General features: G+C 60.0%; 10 protein-coding genes and 1 tRNA gene. 5 read left to right on the plus strand and 6 right to left on the minus strand.

Features of this window, described 5'->3' with window-relative positions:
* Positions 1 to 8: 8 nt before the first annotated feature.
* Positions 9 to 1115, minus strand: coding sequence for a hypothetical protein (locus DH08_RS05550; protein ID WP_192178273.1), 1107 nt, complete (start codon positions 1113 to 1115; stop codon positions 9 to 11).
* A gap of 340 nt (positions 1116 to 1455) precedes the next feature.
* The gene (locus DH08_RS05555; RefSeq protein ID WP_246800691.1) at positions 1456 to 3273 is read right to left on the minus strand and encodes a methyl-accepting chemotaxis domain-containing protein; all 1818 of its coding nucleotides are present in this window, start codon (positions 3271 to 3273) and stop codon (positions 1456 to 1458) included.
* 398 nt (positions 3274 to 3671) lie between these two features.
* Here DH08_RS05555 and DH08_RS05560 point away from each other — a divergent pair, with 398 nt between their 5' ends.
* Entirely contained in the window at positions 3672 to 4559 is an 888-nt protein-coding gene (locus tag DH08_RS05560) for a D-alanyl-D-alanine carboxypeptidase family protein (RefSeq protein WP_246800692.1), read from the plus strand.
* 253 nt (positions 4560 to 4812) lie between these two features.
* Here DH08_RS05560 and DH08_RS05565 read toward each other — a convergent pair whose 3' ends face one another.
* Entirely contained in the window at positions 4813 to 5097 is a 285-nt protein-coding gene (locus DH08_RS05565) for a hypothetical protein (protein ID WP_192178274.1), read from the minus strand.
* A gap of 466 nt (positions 5098 to 5563) precedes the next feature.
* On the opposite strand from DH08_RS05565, the gene DH08_RS05570 reads away from it, so the two are divergent.
* From DH08_RS05570 to DH08_RS05580, 3 genes are all read left to right on the plus strand, one after another.
* Positions 5564 to 5640 (plus strand) — tRNA-Arg (locus DH08_RS05570).
* 136 nt (positions 5641 to 5776) lie between these two features.
* Positions 5777 to 6355 carry a hypothetical protein gene (locus DH08_RS05575; protein ID WP_192178275.1) on the plus strand — a complete coding sequence of 193 codons (579 nt, stop codon included), beginning with the start codon at positions 5777 to 5779 and terminating at the stop codon, positions 6353 to 6355.
* A 32-nt stretch (positions 6356 to 6387) separates the two neighbouring features.
* Positions 6388 to 7206: a DUF6615 family protein gene (locus tag DH08_RS05580; RefSeq protein ID WP_192178276.1), complete on the plus strand. Its 819-nt coding sequence runs from the start codon at positions 6388 to 6390 to the stop codon at positions 7204 to 7206.
* A 50-nt stretch (positions 7207 to 7256) separates the two neighbouring features.
* On the opposite strand, the gene DH08_RS36800 is transcribed toward DH08_RS05580, so the two are convergent.
* Both DH08_RS36800 and DH08_RS36805 read right to left on the minus strand, forming a co-directional pair.
* Entirely contained in the window at positions 7257 to 7943 is a 687-nt protein-coding gene (locus tag DH08_RS36800; protein ID WP_192178277.1) for a type ISP restriction/modification enzyme, read from the minus strand.
* An 11-nt stretch (positions 7944 to 7954) separates the two neighbouring features.
* Complete coding sequence (locus tag DH08_RS36805; RefSeq protein WP_192178278.1) at positions 7955 to 10849, minus strand: type ISP restriction/modification enzyme; 2895 nt, start codon at positions 10847 to 10849, stop codon at positions 7955 to 7957.
* A gap of 466 nt (positions 10850 to 11315) precedes the next feature.
* Here DH08_RS36805 and DH08_RS05595 point away from each other — a divergent pair, with 466 nt between their 5' ends.
* Positions 11316 to 12629, plus strand: coding sequence for a hypothetical protein (locus DH08_RS05595; protein ID WP_192178279.1), 1314 nt, complete (start codon positions 11316 to 11318; stop codon positions 12627 to 12629).
* A 119-nt stretch (positions 12630 to 12748) separates the two neighbouring features.
* Here DH08_RS05595 and DH08_RS05600 read toward each other — a convergent pair whose 3' ends face one another.
* Positions 12749 to 14494 (minus strand): adenylate/guanylate cyclase domain-containing protein, encoded by a 1746-nt coding sequence (locus DH08_RS05600; protein ID WP_192178280.1) that lies wholly within the window; start codon positions 14492 to 14494, stop codon positions 12749 to 12751.
* Between the last annotated feature and the right edge of the window lie 707 nt (positions 14495 to 15201).

Below are 15201 nucleotides of genomic sequence, written 5' to 3' on the forward strand. Positions count from 1 at the left end.
TCGGCGCCTCAGGCCGGGACGGACCGGCCGATGCGCAGGAAGTCGCCGTCGAAGGCAATCTCCTTCGTCGCACCGTCGGCCGCGAGGATGCGCATCCGGTCGCGCACGGTTTCGATGTCGCGCGGTGGCTCGCCGCCGGCCAGGGGGACGGCGCCGATGACATGGCGGAACGATACCGAGCGCCCTTCGGCAAGCGCGAAGGCTGTCGCCACGCCTTCACGCTTCAGCCAGTTGTCGCCGAGCGAGGCGGCATGGCCGACGGCAGCGCGGCCGTCCTCGATGCCGAGCACGCCGCGGTGGCGGCCGTTCCAGGGCGCATAGTCGCGCCCGCCATTGCTGAACCACAGCATGGTGACCGGCAGTTCGGCCGGGTTCTTCAGCACCAGCACCAGATCCTGCTCGGCATGCCGGGCGAGCGCCGTCCAGCCCGGCCCGCCGTGATCGGCCTCGACCAGAGTGAGGAAATCCTCGCGCACCCGATCGTTGCGGTACTCGCCGAGGTCGGTCGTACCGCCATCGGCGGTTGGAAACCGCGCCAGGTCGGCGGAACGTGCGGGATAGGCGAGCATGAAGCGGCCGCGGGCCGGATCGGGCTCCAGCGGATCGGCGGGAGTGGCGGCAAAGCGCTTGGGCGAGAAGGCCAGCCTGCCGCCGTCGCGCATCGCCGTCATCGGATGATGGGCGATGGAAATGGCGCCGGCGCCGTCTGAGAAGACATGTTCCTGGTAGAGGAAGGGATGGCCGTCGCGGAGGGTGAGCACCTTGTCGACGGCGGCACCCATGACCTTGCGGCGCAGCCGGAAGGCGGCGCGCCAGCCATCGGCGATGGCGCTGTTTTCGACGACATCCCAGGCACTGTTGGCCGGCCAGCCATGCAGCGGCGCCGCCTCGACGTCGCTGCGCGAAAACGGCGCGCAGAGGAAATCGCCTGACAGCCGCACCGTGCCCTCGGGCAGGTTTTCAGGCAGCGTTTCGCGCGGCGCGCCGACCCAGGGCGCGCGATGCAATGGGTTTAGCCGGCGGCCATCGATGTCGACCGCCATGTCGGCGATGTGGCCGACCGTGAGATCGAGCGAGACCGAAATGCCCGTTGCGCCGATTGTGAGCGTGTCCATGTCCACCTGCCGATTCTGCCGGCGCCAGCAAAGCCCGGTCAGCGCGTTTGGAGCAAGCGTTGAGACCGGCATTTTGCATCAGGCTGTGCACGAGCCCAGCGTGAGGCGGCCACGTGTCGACTTGTCGGCGCCGCCCCTCATTGCCCTGCCGGGCATTTCTCCCCGTAAACGGGGAGAAACTAGCAGGCCGCAGTGTCGGCGCTCTCCTGCGACGCAGGCGACTGGCGAAATCAGAGATGAGAGCGTCCCTCGCCCCGTTTACGGGGAGAGGATGCCGGCAGGCAGGTGAGGGGCAGCGCCGACGCCAAGTCATCGGCGATACCACAGCAGCAGCCACCCGCTACTGCCGCTTATACTCCCTGACCGGCGACTTGGTGCCGTCGGTGTAGGTGACCTGCACCGACATCGACTTCACGCTGTCGGCGACCTTGAAATAGGGCTGGTAATCGTAGGGGATGGCGTAAGGGTCCTTCTTGTCGCAAGGCGGCATCTTGATCTCCTTGTCGAGCGCAGCGCCGTTCAGGCCGTAATGCACCTGTTTGATGGCGCAGCGGAACGACAGCATCTGCGAGAAATAGACCAGGCCATGGTTGCCGCTGGCATCGAAGGCGATCCACGACGTCCAGAACTGGTCGAGGATCTGCTTCGCGCCTTGCTGGAGGGCGGCGTCGGGATCGAAGCTGATGTCGAACGGGCCGGTCTCGCGTCCGCGGAGATCGAGATACTTTATGCCGATCGTGGTGGCTGCGGTGCTGTCGGGCAGCTCAAAACTCGGATTGGGCATCGGCTTGCCGGTCCGCTGGTCGTTCATCGCCATGAAACCGGTGTCGGTGAACGGGCCGCTGTTGCCCAAGCGCCAGGAAATGGCGGTCGCCGGCTCGGGCAGCGAAATGGTCATCGACCAACCCTGGTTCGACCGCATCGGCGTCAGCGTCGGGGCGAAGAGCGCAGGATCGAGCACGTCGCCAAGCGCTGCCACCCGGCTGCGGCTGCGGTCCAGCCAGTCGGCAAGCTCTCTCTGGTCGACAAAATATTTGAGCAGCCCGCCATCCTTCTCATAGGCGACGAATTTGGTCAGTGCCTGGGCTTCGCTGCGCTTGTCGGACAGCGACTGGCTGCCGAGGCGATCCTCGGAAAACTCCTGCGCCAAAAGGAAATAGGCCGGGGCGAAATCGGCATGGGCCGCGATGAAGGCGTTGAGCTTGTCGAGGCGCTGGACATCGTCGAACTGCATGAGATGGACCAGCTTGATCGACAACGCCTTGCCCTTGTCGGAGAGCGCGCCGAACACCTCGCGGGCGCCGGCCTTGCCGTCCTGTACCCGAAGCAGCGTTGCAAAGCGGGTGTAGGGATCGACGGCGTCGACATCGAAGCCGGCGAAGGCGAGGTAGGAGCGCCGCGCATTGAGCATGTCGCCCGACAGTTCGTAGACGCGGGCATTGTGGTAATACTCGTCGGGACGCTTGGGGTCGGCGATCGCGCCGCCCTGCGCGGCAAGGGCGGCAAAACCCTTGGCGATGGTGTCGATCGAGGCGGCGATCTGCTCGGTCGTCGCCTGCAGCTTTTCGGCCTGCGCCACCTGCTGCTGCTGGCCGGCGGCCAAAGTGTCGGTGGTCTGCTTGACCGCTTCGACGGTCTTTTGCGTTTCGGCACCTTGCACGGTCTGCTGCTGCTGGTTGGAGGCAATCTCCTCGGTCTTTTTCGCCACCGTGTCGGTCGACTGTTTGACGGCTTCGACCGTCTTCTGCGTCTGCGTGACCGTCTGCTCGATCCTGGCCACCTTCTCGGCGACGATGCCCATCGACTGCTGCAGCTCGGCCACCGCCGGCACCAGGCTGGCGATCACCCCGTTTTGCGAATTGGTCTGCTGTTGCAGGCCGTAGACGCCGCCGGCGACCGCCGCCGCGCTGGTGGCGAAAATCAGCGCCGGCACGGCCTTGGCCGCCAGCACCAGCTTGAGCACGACGGCAATCGCGATAATGACAGCCGCGACAGCGGCGATTAAAGCGATATAGGCGGCAAATGGCGCCAGCGGATTGAGCACGTCGGAAACAGCGCCACTGACGAACGCGACGCTGCCGGCCCACTTGCCGGTGCGGCCCAGCGATGCCTTGAGCAGCGACGGCGCCTTGGCGCCGAGTTCCATTCCACTCGTCATGTCGTTCCCCCAAGCCAATGCCGCGCGCATAATAGCAGCGCGGCCCCGTGAGCAAAACAGGAGAGGAAGCGGGCGTTTTCGGGGCATGGCAGGGTGCTGGGTGAGCGGCAGGACAGGGCCGCAGCGGAACCCGCCAATCGCCAAGGCTGGCGCCGCCCCTCATTGCCCTGCCGGGCATTTCTCCCCGTATAGTGACGGGGAGAAAGAGGCTGGCCGCAGCCCCGGCGCCCCATCTTGCGACGCTGGTGATTGGCGAGGCCGTTTATGACAGCGCCCCTCTCCCCGTCTGAAACCTGGGCAAATGCGTCACTACAGGTGTTAACCAAATGGACGCGGCAGGCGCGTTACGTTAGCTTCGCCGCATCTCAGCAACAGCCGCGTTCAGAACAGTCCAGCCCTTGTCCGACCAGCGTCCCATTCCGCTCATCCAGAAATTGATGGCCGCGTTCGCGCTGCTGGTGCTGATCGCCGGCTGCACCACGGCGCCGCCCGAGACTGTGCTGGCGGTGCCGGCGGCGCCGCAAAAATATGCGGCGATCGTCGTCGACGCCCGAACCGGCAAGCAGCTCTTCGAGGTCAACTCGTCGGCGCAGCGCTATCCGGCCTCGCTGACCAAGATGATGACGCTCTACCTGCTGTTCGAGGCGCTGGAGAGCGGCCGCTTAGCCAAGGAGACGCAGATCCCGGTCTCGGACAATGCCGCCAGGCAGCCGCCGACAAAACTGCGCTTCCGGCGCGGCGAGACGATCGACGTCGATTCGGCGATCCGCGCCATCGTCGTCAAATCGGCCAATGACGTGGCGGTGGCTGTGGGCGAATATCTCGGCGGCTCAGAGGAGCAGTTCGCCGCCATGATGACGTCCAAGGCGCACCAGCTCGGCATGTCGAGCACCGTGTTCCGCAACGCGTCGGGCCTGCCCGACGGCGGCCAGGTGACGACGGCGCGCGACATGGCGGTGCTGGGCATGGCGCTGCGCAACCGCTTCCCGCAGCATTTCCACTATTTCTCCGAAAGCGACTTCATGTTCCGCGGACGGCTGGTGCGCGGCCACAACGACATGCTCGGCCGGGTGCGCGGCGTCGACGGCATCAAGACCGGCTATATCAGGGCCTCCGGCTTCAACATCGTGACCTCCTACAGCGCCGACGGCCGCCAGCTGATCGTCGTGGTGATGGGCGCCGACAGCGCCCGCCAGCGCAACGACCATGTCGAGGCGCTGATCCAGCGGAGTCTGTCGCCAACGGTGGCGGATGCGAAGACGCGGCTGATGTTCGTGCAGCAGTAGGGCGCTTCGCACCTGCAGGCACGTTCGGCACCGCAGGCCGGCAGCGGGCGCCCTTCTCGCGCGATCGGCGCGAAGAAATCGAAGCGGGTGGTGCGCGGGGTGCGGAGGCGGGCGGTGAAGAGCGAGGCGGAGGGCGGCGCGAGCTAGCTTGATCATGTTTGCAGGCGCCGCCCCAGCGCTACGGCCATGTCGAGGTGACTGCAGCCTTACGCCGACGGCGGCGGATGGACGACCGGCGGGCTCGGGTAGTCTCTCAGTTTGAAATTAGCGGAATGATCAGCACGGCGACGACTTCGATGAGGGGGATTAGCACGTAGATGGCAAGGAAGCCGGCAATCCACATCCCGATTTTGACCAGCCAGGACAAATGAGGGGTCGCCCTCCAAGCGAAATATGCGCTCGCGACGCCCAAACCCAATGCGACAATGCCAATGAGCGGAGACCGCGTCATTGGCAGCATTAGATCACCAAAAACCAGAAAGATCGCGCTAATGAAGATTAACTGGGCCGCGAGCCCAAATAGAAACGCGCGTTTCACACGGCCCTCCCGGTGCTATCTTTTATCGGCATCGGGCGAAGGCTTTCGTTTTGTACGGCCCGCGCTTGCCCGACTTCGGGACAACAGCATCCATCTTGCCGCAAAGGTCCCTCATTGACCATAGCGTTTGCGAAACGCCAGCGGAGACCGGGCTCGCGATCGGTTGCCCGGTGACGGCAATTATGCTATAAATCTGGATATGGTGCTGATTCGCGCCAGCGACCCGCCGCAAGGCGGGTTTTTCGTTCAGGCTTGCGGGCCTTCGGGCTTGGCTTCTCGTTGGACGGCTGTTTTTCCGTTCGATCCAGCTCTCATTCGGCGCGGCGTACCCGACTGGATTCGAACCTGTGACCTCTGCGCGAGGAGGCAGCGCAATTGCCCGTTGAAGCCCGCCGCCGCTTCCGCTAAGAAGCCGTGGCTGGCCGGTTCACCGGCTGGTTCGTTTTCAAGATCGCCGATCCTGAAGGCACCCGTAGCTCAGCTGGATAGAGCGCTGCCCTCCGAAGGCAGAGGTCACAGGTTCGAATCCTGTCGGGTGCGCCAACAATGTAGTGAATTTGCTCCGTTTCTCCGTCGCGTCCAGTTACTGCTAAGACAGTCCCCTCATGGGGTAGCTTCAGTTTGAACACCGACATAAGCCGACCAGACCATCAAAACTGAATGCGCGACGGTAGGACCGATGAAGAAAGCGACCAAAGCCAAGATCGTCTATGCACCCGATGTATTAGTGCGGTTCTTTGCCCGCAGTGATTATCTCGACCGAATGGTCCTGCGCCCACTGAGTCACATCACGACGAGTTGGGAGGCCAGTTGGGATCATGCGGGGGCGCAGTACGAGCTTGAACCCGGAAGCTTTGCCGGTGACCTGAACCAGGTCATTAGGCAAATCGCATTCTCACCTCGACCAACCCGATATCACAACAATGAAGATGCCTTGGCTCAACGAGTCATAGCAGAACTGCGTTGGCCGATCCAAAAGAAGGCCGGTCGCTGGGAAGGCGCAGACTACCAAATGATCCTGGAGCAGGGCGCGTTCCAGGACATTGGCCAAAGGGAACTGGCCACAGCGGCGGCCGGCAGAGTTCATATGGCCCTCGATTTCGGCCAGTTGCATTTTGACGACATGGACGACGGTCACATGACGATGCTGGCCGGCTTGATGACGATCATGATCTATCATCGCTACAACGATGGCTCCTCGGTAATGCGTGAAGAGGAGGACGACACTGGGCATTTGACTGTCGGTGAAGCGGGATAATCGGTGCTTGCCGATTGCGGGGAGGGGAACCAATGCAACTTTGTGCAAGCTTTCGAAAAGAGGCAGGAAGGGTCTGGAAGCAGATGAAGGAGTCTAGCCGGCTTGGCTTGGCTCTGAGCGAAGAGACTATTACCGAAACATGCCTTTACAACATTGCGCGTCAACATCAGTCTGGGAATATTACCGTGATTCCAGCTACTAAACCTCAGGAGGCTAAACACGGGGCCGATTGGGAGTGGTGGTTCACGCGAAATGGCAAAGGTGTTGGCTATCGAGTACAGGCCAAGCGGCTCTTTCCTAGCGGGCGTTACGAGAGCTTGTTCAAGAAGGGTAGGCCGCTAGGCCAATTGAAGAAGTTAGTTTCGGCAGCAAAATCCGATGGTTTAGACCCGCTGTATTGCTTTTTTAATTTCGACTTTCCACCAAATGGATTTTATGGCTTTCACAATAACTGCCGCCACGATTATCGTGGCCCGAGCTTCTGGGGATGCACGATCGCGCTGCCACACGACGTGGAACTTATGGCTGCCGACGGCATCGACAAACTTCGCACAATTATGTCGCCTTGGCATTCGCTGGTGTGTCACCGACCCAAACTCAGCCTTCCAGACACTGTCATGAAGAATGTCCAAGATCTTGCCCGACCAAGGATCGGCGGGTCGGGCGCAAGGAAGACCTCAATTGAGGTTACAACCAGCGCCCGGGTACTCCCAGGGTATGTCGGTCGATTGATAGAGCGGGCCGCCTCGGTAGAGGAGACGCGTCGCTTCCTGGATTTTGACTATTGGGGCGATGAACCGAGCTCGGGACGGAATATAGCTGGGGTCGTGGTGGTTGACGACCGCAGTTAGTTGGCGCTGTGCTGGCAAGGTGATCCGGATGAACTACACCTTCCAGCAAATTACCGATCAATCCCCAATTCCGCGGCGGTGAACGCGTTGGCCGCTGCTTGCTGGTATAAAGGGTCGAGTTCAACGCCTAGCGCCAGAAGCGCGGCGATCCGTTGGATCATTTGGCGAAACCATTTGCGCTCATCGTCGGTCAACGGTTTATCGTCGCGTCGATCGGCTTGGCGGTAGCCGAGCCACTTCTTGAGAACGGGATAGCCGCCAAGCTGATAGGTCCAAACTGCTTCAGGAACGTGGGAGAAAAAAACATCATCGTTGATATATAGGTCACCAGTGCGTTCCCCCCAAACGTCAGCGCCCCATATCTCATTCGGGGTGTCGTCGATCGTGAACGGTCGGGGTTTCCATCGGCCCTTGCCGCCACCCCAATAGGTGACATTGACCTTCAAATCGCCGGGACGAAGGTTAGTGCCGTCGCTACGCTTGAGGGGACCAAGCGGGGCCGCGCATTCGCGCCCAAGAACGGCTTCGATCACATCGCGGGCATCGCGGTTGGCATCAAGCAGACGTGTTACCTGTTCCCCTTTAACGACAAGTTGTTCGAAAAGATTGAGGTCCTTAGGAATGGGCAGATGTGCCCAATCGGCCGAGAGTGCGCTCTTGTGTTCGGCCTGGTAAACTGGTGCATGGAGGATCGCGAAGCCTACGCGAAAAAGCTTCCCCACAAAGGCGCGGGCCACGTCGCTATCCCTTAAAAAAGTAATCGACGGGCTGTATCAGTTGGTTCGGTAAGCCCGAAATGCATGCCTAAAGCGCGCCAAACGGCTTCCGACAAATTAGCATACCGTTCAGCAGAAAACCCCTCTTGAACTTCGCGTGGAAATATTGCGGAACCTCGTTCATGGACATGGCGATTTGTGAGAGTTGATGAAAAAACCGGGCGCGATTCTGATAGCTTGCGAGGTTCGGGCACCGTCACGAAGAACTCATTACCTCTCAGGTTTTTATCAAATTCAGGGCGGCTTTCGTTTAACCATTTTCCACTAACTTCGTAGTACAAATATCGTTGGTCAAAAGGAAACAATAGATTTTCTACGATCTTGCTCCCAGCAAAACCGATTTTTCGCACGGAATCCCATTCTTTTCGCGCATCATATCGTGAGTATTTTTCCGCGAAAGCCGGATTTAGACTTATTGCTTCGTCGAAATTATTCGCACCAAGGTAATGTTGAATTCGTTGGGTCAGTTCGCGTTTGTCAGTGTCGATAACCGTGCCAGACAGTCCACGACTTGGCTCCACACCCTGATAGAACGTTGGAAAGAGCTCGTCCAAAGCGGGCCATGCTTCGTAGCCACCTTCGATCATCGTTGGCGACAGACGCCAACGGTTTTCGCGTGTCGGAGTAACAGGATCATACGGTGATGACGAATTCCCGACGCCGGCAGGTAAAGCCGCGACAAGTGCGGCCCGCTTGGCATTCGCCAAGCCCCAAAAGTCGCGGTAGTGAACCGCCGTTGCCGTCGGCTCGGTCTTGGCTTCAGCACGTTTCACAAGCGTGATTATGGCTGTTCCCGGCTGAATGCCGCGTGCATCCATATCCGTGCTGAAAGCGCTTTGGTCAGAAGTGCCAGCGCCCGGCAATCCTTCTGGGATGAGTTTGCCGGTCTTGTATTTATCGCCATTCAAATTGTCTATCCAAACACTGTGGAAGTTCGACAACAGCGACTTGCGCATGATCGGGTGCGAACGTCCCGTTAGGTACGATGAATTTGAAATATAGGAGACGATGCCAAATTTTGCCACTTCGCCGATGCGTTCTTCGGCCATGCGAAAGAAGCGAATATACAGATCATCAAGAAGCTGTTTTCGAACTCCATAGTCGAAATAAAGCGCGCTTTGCCCACGCTGTTTCTTTTTTGGGTTGCCGAATTCGTTACGCTTCACCTGCTTCGTTTTTGAATCGATGTCGTCTATAAGTTCTACACCCTTATAATGTGCTACTAACTCAGCTTCTTCGGCTTGTGCTGCTCCTGCAAATGCGTCGTAGGGCGGATTGCCGATGACGACGATGATCTTTGCATTTCGCTTTACCTCTTGAGAGGCATCGAACTCTTCGCGCATCTCGGGGAAGGTCAATTTCACGTCACCGTTATCCCGCCAACCTGAAAGCGAATTGGTGAGGAAAATCGTCAAGCGCCTGTCCGGGTCCGGCTTGGCCCCCAGACTATCGAGCAAAAGATAGAGTTGTAGCTGCGCGACCGCGAAAGGCGCGGTGAGGATTTCGAAACCGATCACCCGTTCGTGGAAGGCGCGGGACAGTTCTAAGCCGATTGCGGATTCATCGCCGTCCGCCTTCGCTTCATCGGCAATGCACCGCGCCACTTCCAAGAGATAGGCGCCGGTGCCGCAACAGGGGTCTAGGACGACAACATCGGGATCCGCAAGGCCGCGCGGGAGATTGAGCTCGGTCTTCAGAATGTGGTGAACCCGGCGCACTTGATAGCGCACAATTTCCGGGGGTGTGTACCAAACGCCCAAATCGTCACGAAGCTTCGGATCGAAGGCTTCCAAGAACGGTTCATAGAAGTAGGTGATCGCCGCCGCCGTTGTTTGTTCATCGATCGTCGGAAAAGTCATGCGCGCTCGAAACAGCGGGCGATTAACGCGGTTCAAAGTCGCGATGGCGCGGGCAAGATGATCCTCAAGCCCAAGTGCTTTCAGCCTCTTTGGATGTCGAATGTCGTGCAGGAGTGCATCAAGGAACGGGATCGGGAGGTAGCTGTGGGCGTCGTCGATTTCGAAATGGGTTTGGACGGGAACTGGACGTCCTTCAGCAATTGCCTTCAGGCGTTCTTCCTCCTTCGACTTGTCCCATAGCACCCACGCGGCGAACAACGAATAGAACGCGGTTTGCACCAATGAAGACCGGAAGAAACGATCCCCCTTTTCGTCGTCAATGTCGAAGGAGAGGCCAAGCGCTTGGCGGTAATCATCCAACAATGGCTTGACTGCTTTCAGGTCGCCAGGAAGCTGGTCCTTCGCGTCGCGAGCCTGCCTCGCAAGCACCTTCGCCAAGCTGGAAGGATCGGCAAGCGGGGCATAATCAGTGACGGATCGTTCGAAGATTTCTAACAAGTCCGCAACCGCCGCGTCATCGACTTTGGCGTGTGGTCCGGCACCGGTGACGCCGGACCACACGTCTACAGTCTTAATCAGAACTCGCTTTTCTGGCGGAACGCTGCCTGTTACTGGACGGTCATAGCCCGCGATGCATGCGAGCAATCCGAAGCTCCGGACATTTGAAATTAAGACCACACCAGTTTGCGCGAGGTAGCGGCCGATTTGGTCGTTCTGTTCCGTTGAAACTGAAAGGTCTTCAAGTGAGGTGCTCGGCCGCTTTACTTCGCCATAGACGCCGACGAACATCTTATCGTCGCCAAGTACGAAGTCTGGCATGTCCCGCGCCTTCGCATTGGTTTCCGATGTGTTCACTCGCACTTGGAACGGAAGTCGGCCTTCCCTTAGTATAGCCGAAATCAATGTTTTGATTGCGGGATAGAACGTATTCTCCGTAGAGGAGGGCAGCGCTTCCAGTTGCCTTGTTTCGTTGACGTACTCGAGTATGGCGCGAACAATATTCTGCATTCCCTGTCCCAAATCCCCCGAATCGCCAATATTCTCGCATCATCACCGATTCGGGGACAGTGGCAGATCGCCAGCAACGTTGAAACAGTCAACGTCAGAGAACTACGAAGCTAATCTGAGCACTATTCCATTATGCGTATCGGAACGACAACGTCGTTCGCCCCTCTTCGCGAATCCACGGCAGAAAGCCGACGAGAGTCGCGCCCGGCAGGTCAGCGAGCCTGTCCAGCTTACAGCATCGTTGTGGCCCCGATATTGAAGGCAGCGCGCCTGTGGCCTCATCTGCTCGACGACCAAGTTATCCGCAAGGAGATTGCAGATATTAGGACCCGTTGGCAGCCGAGGCGCGCCTGCCGCGTGGTACAGCGATCCGGGTGGTGGAGTGTCTTGGCGCATTCCGCTCTTCCTGCATCACACTGAGCCAGGTGGGTGACCCTCAGCTTGATGCATGTGATAATATCGGACGATGGGCAAGACCGACGATCAACACGAAAAGAACTGTCCCCTTGCGGGCGTCGATCGTCGCCTCGAAGACGCACATCAACTGTGGCATCGCGCGGAGGCGGAGTATTTCGATCCCGAGAATTTTCGAATGTTCGCGCAGAACACCATTCAGACCCTCAGAACGGTCACCTGGCGATTACAGAATCACAAGGCCATCTTCGCGGACTTTGATGCCTGGTACGGACCCTGGCAGGAAAGGATGCGCGCAGATCAATTGATGAGGTGGCTCCACGACGCGCGTACAAAGATCGAGCATCAGGGCGATCTGGAAATCCACAGTTTCGTCCGCGCGGAAATCCTCGCATCATATCTCAGCTCTGAGGTGCCGCGCATGGAGGTGCGGGCGGAGTTATTCGCGACGCCAATGGAGTTGTTGAAAGGCATTCCAAAGGACGCGTTAGAAAAACACGTGCTCAAAAACGGAACGCTGCGTATCCAACGTCGGTGGGTTGAGAACAATCTGCCGGATCATGAGCTTCTCGACGCCCTCGCCATCGCCTACGGCAAGACAAAGGAAATCGTGCATGACGCGCATCGGCACCTTGGGTTGCCGGAACCAATGACAGTCGATGGCCGAACCGGCGAAAAATTCGACGCTCCGGCGCTTGGCTGGCGCATGCCATGCATGATTGCGCACGAGGCCCGCCGGGAGCTGTTGATTTCATTGACCAACGGGTCGCGCCTTTCGCTCGTTCCTCAAGCGCTTAACCTGACAGAGCAGGACAGAAAGGAACTGGCACAGAAAACCGATCTCAACCTATATTCCGCAATGAAGGAAAAATATGATTCACTCGACACTCTGAGTGAAGCCTACTTTGGCATGATCCGGCAGGTATTCAATCGCGACGGTTATCACGTGCCAATGATGTTCTTCTTCCGCGGTACTGAGCTCGTGAAATTCTTCGGCTACGAAATTGAGGATCGGGCGCAAAAGTACGTCATAAATAGGTCGCTCGCCCAAGAAGCGCTGCGCTATGGTGCTGATGCAGTTCTGATGGTGAACGAGGTTTGGACCTCGCTGATGAACGAGGTTGGTCCTTATGAATTTGCTGTAGACGCGCCCAACCGACAGGAAGCGCTCACCATGGTTCTTGTCCGAAAGGAGGGTGACATAATTCACTATCAGGCAATAATCCGGCGGGAAAACGACAAACCTGCGCTAGGAGAAACGAACGTTGCCCGGAACGGTGCGACCTATATCGCTGCGCCATTCTACGAGGCGTGGGGGCGACCTATACCAGCAGAGTGGATCGCGAAGAAACCGCCGTCTCGCTGAGCTCAATCGCCCTCGTCGTATCCACCTCGAACAGCGGCCTGCCGCAACGCGCCGCCGCACGGCAGCTGGCAAATCACATCTGCAGCCGCCAGGAGAGGGCATCTTGGCAAACGCGACGATCACTCCGGCACGCCGGCAATACCCAGCGCCTCGACGTAGCGCTCGGCGAACACCTTGTCCCGCCACGGGTTGATCTGCCTCTGCAGGCCGAGCGTGTAGGTCGGGAACGCCTCCATCAGCCGCCGCGCCGCCGCCTGCGCTTCGTCCGACCGATTGAGTTTGACCAGCGCCATGATCACCACCCGGTGCGAGGAGCCGTAATTCGGCATCTCGCGCAGCGCTCGTTCTCCCCAAGCCAGCGCCTCCTCGTAGCGTTCGAGCATCAGGTAGCTCATCGCGATGCCGGAAAGCGCGATGCCCTTCTCGGGGTCGACCGGGCTCAGCCGCATTGCCCTGTGGAAGTGCTCGATCGCGGCGAGGGGGCGGCCGGAATGGGCGTTCACCCAGCCGCTGCCGGTATAGCCCTGCGCCGAATTGGGGTTGAGGAGCAGGGACCGTTCGATCGTGTCCAGCGCCGTCTCGTAATCCTTGGCGCTGTAGGCGATCACCTGCGCGGCGAAACGCAAGCTCGTCGGGTCGTCTCGCGCGTCCGCCAGCACCTCGCGGGCCATGCGCACGGCGACGCGGATATCGTCGGGCTCGTGCCAGCACTGACTCACGGACAGGCTGCGAATATAAGCACCGAGTGCCTTCGCCAGGGTGAAGCCAGGGTCGATGCTGAGCGCCTCGTTGGTGAGCCGGCGCACGTCGGCGAAGCCTTCGCGCGTCATGCTGTAGAAACGCGGCAGCGCACGAAGGTAGAGGTCGTAGGCACCGATGTAGTCGGTCGGCTTCATGCGCGCCTGCTTGATCTCCTCCAGCCGGATGCGCGGCTCGACCGCACCGACGACGCTCTCGGTCACCTTGTCCTGCAGGTCGAAGATGTCGCTCACGTCGCCCTCGAAGCGGTCGGTCCAGACATGGTGCCCACTGATCGCGTCCACCAGCTGCCCGCTGATACGCACCCGCGATCCTGCTCTGCGGATGCTGCCTTCGAGCACGTAGCGGACGCCCAGCTCGCGCCCGACCTGGCGCAGGTCCACCGCCCGGCCCTTGTAGGTGAAGGACGAGTTGCGGGCGATCACGAAGAAGGAATTCACCCGGCTCAATCCCGTGATGATGTCCTCCACCAGGCCGTCGGCGAAGTATTCCTGGTCGGGGTCGCCGCTCATGTTGGTGAAAGGCAGAACCGCGATCGAGGGTTTCGCGGGCAGAGGAGGCGGTGCCGTCACCGAGGCGCCGGCGTCGGTCTCGACGCGATAGGCGCGCACAGGCCGCTCGATGTTCTTGAGGCGCAGGTCGCCGAGCGGCGTGAAGCCGCCGTCGAGCTTGCCCTGAAGGTGGTCGTAGGCGGTGCCCGAGACGACCACGGCGCCGGGATCGGCGATGCTTTCGAGGCGGACAGCGATGTTGACACCGTCGCCGTAGAGGTCGCCGTCCTCCTCGCAGACCACATCGCCGAGATTGACGCCAATGCGGAAGCGAATCCGCTCCTCCTCAGGCGTCTCCGCCTCGTGTTCTGCCAAAGCCTGCTGGATCGCCATCGCCGAGGTCACCGCGTTGACGACGCTCGCGAACTCGCACAGCATGCCGTCGCCGGTGAGCTTGACGATCCGGCCCTGATGCTCGGAGACCAGCGGTTCGAGGAGGTCCTTGCGGTATGTCTTGAGCCGCTCGAACGTGCCGCGCTCGTCGCGCTCCATCAGGCGCGAATAGCCGACCACGTCGCAAGCCAGGATCGCTGCGAGGCGGCGCTGCGCGGTCATTGCACCGCCCGGCCAGGCGCGTGCACGCGGGCTGCCTCGCGCCAATTCCCCGCCAACTTCCAGACGCGCAACGTGCATGGCATCCATCTCTCCCAGCCGCCACCCGCCGCCGATTCAGAACGGAGAACGCAGCTTGACCTAGCCTTCACGAGATTTCGCTATCCCGCTTACGGAGGCGTGGAGCGATCCGGTCGTCGCACTAACAGCCAACCGGCGACACGCCCACGCAGCCTCTGGGGACGCTGACACGCCACTCCCAGAAGGTCGGAGATATTTGCTGCTTTTGGTAACCGGTTGACGCCACCGTGGCGGTGCTTTTGTCACCGCGATGTAACAGCGAGATGCCCTACGAAAGCGCGCATCGGGCATCACACCAGACGTTCGCGCTCAGAGGTGCTGAGGTCGGAAAGTGGCGCTCCTTGCCCCTTGAGATTGACGAAGCCCGGCATCCAGCTCAAACATCTCGACGTCTATCAAACCATCGTCCAGCAAAAAGCCGGGAAAAGACAATGCCGGGAAAAGACGGGGCGACCGACGTTGGGGGTGGGGTTTGGGGGGGCGCCGGTCACCCGTAGGACAGGGGGCCATAAAAATCGGAGAATGCTCAGGCCCTGATCCCACTATACCATTCATGTCCCATCGATAATACGGTTTTCTAGATCCCGGTTCTTGCATGGAACATTGGCGGGAAGCCGTTGCTTCTCCGG

The sequence above is a fragment of the Mesorhizobium amorphae genome (assembly GCF_014843845.1).
GTDB lineage: Bacteria > Pseudomonadota > Alphaproteobacteria > Rhizobiales > Rhizobiaceae > Mesorhizobium > Mesorhizobium amorphae_A.

Excerpts from the sequence above, each read along its gene's own strand:
- DH08_RS05550 (WP_192178273.1), bottom strand. The coding sequence starts at position 1,115 with ATGGACACGCTCACAATCGGCGCAACGGGCATTTCGGTCTCGCTCGAT.
- DH08_RS05555 (WP_246800691.1), bottom strand. The coding sequence starts at position 3,273 with ATGACGAGTGGAATGGAACTCGGCGCCAAGGCGCCGTCGCTGCTCAAG.
- DH08_RS05575 (WP_192178275.1), top strand. The coding sequence starts at position 5,777 with ATGAAGAAAGCGACCAAAGCCAAGATCGTCTATGCACCCGATGTATTA.
- DH08_RS05580 (WP_192178276.1), top strand. The coding sequence starts at position 6,388 with ATGCAACTTTGTGCAAGCTTTCGAAAAGAGGCAGGAAGGGTCTGGAAG.
- DH08_RS36805 (WP_192178278.1), bottom strand. The coding sequence starts at position 10,849 with ATGCAGAATATTGTTCGCGCCATACTCGAGTACGTCAACGAAACAAGG.
- DH08_RS05595 (WP_192178279.1), top strand. The coding sequence starts at position 11,316 with ATGGGCAAGACCGACGATCAACACGAAAAGAACTGTCCCCTTGCGGGC.
- DH08_RS05600 (WP_192178280.1), bottom strand. The coding sequence starts at position 14,494 with ATGACCGCGCAGCGCCGCCTCGCAGCGATCCTGGCTTGCGACGTGGTC.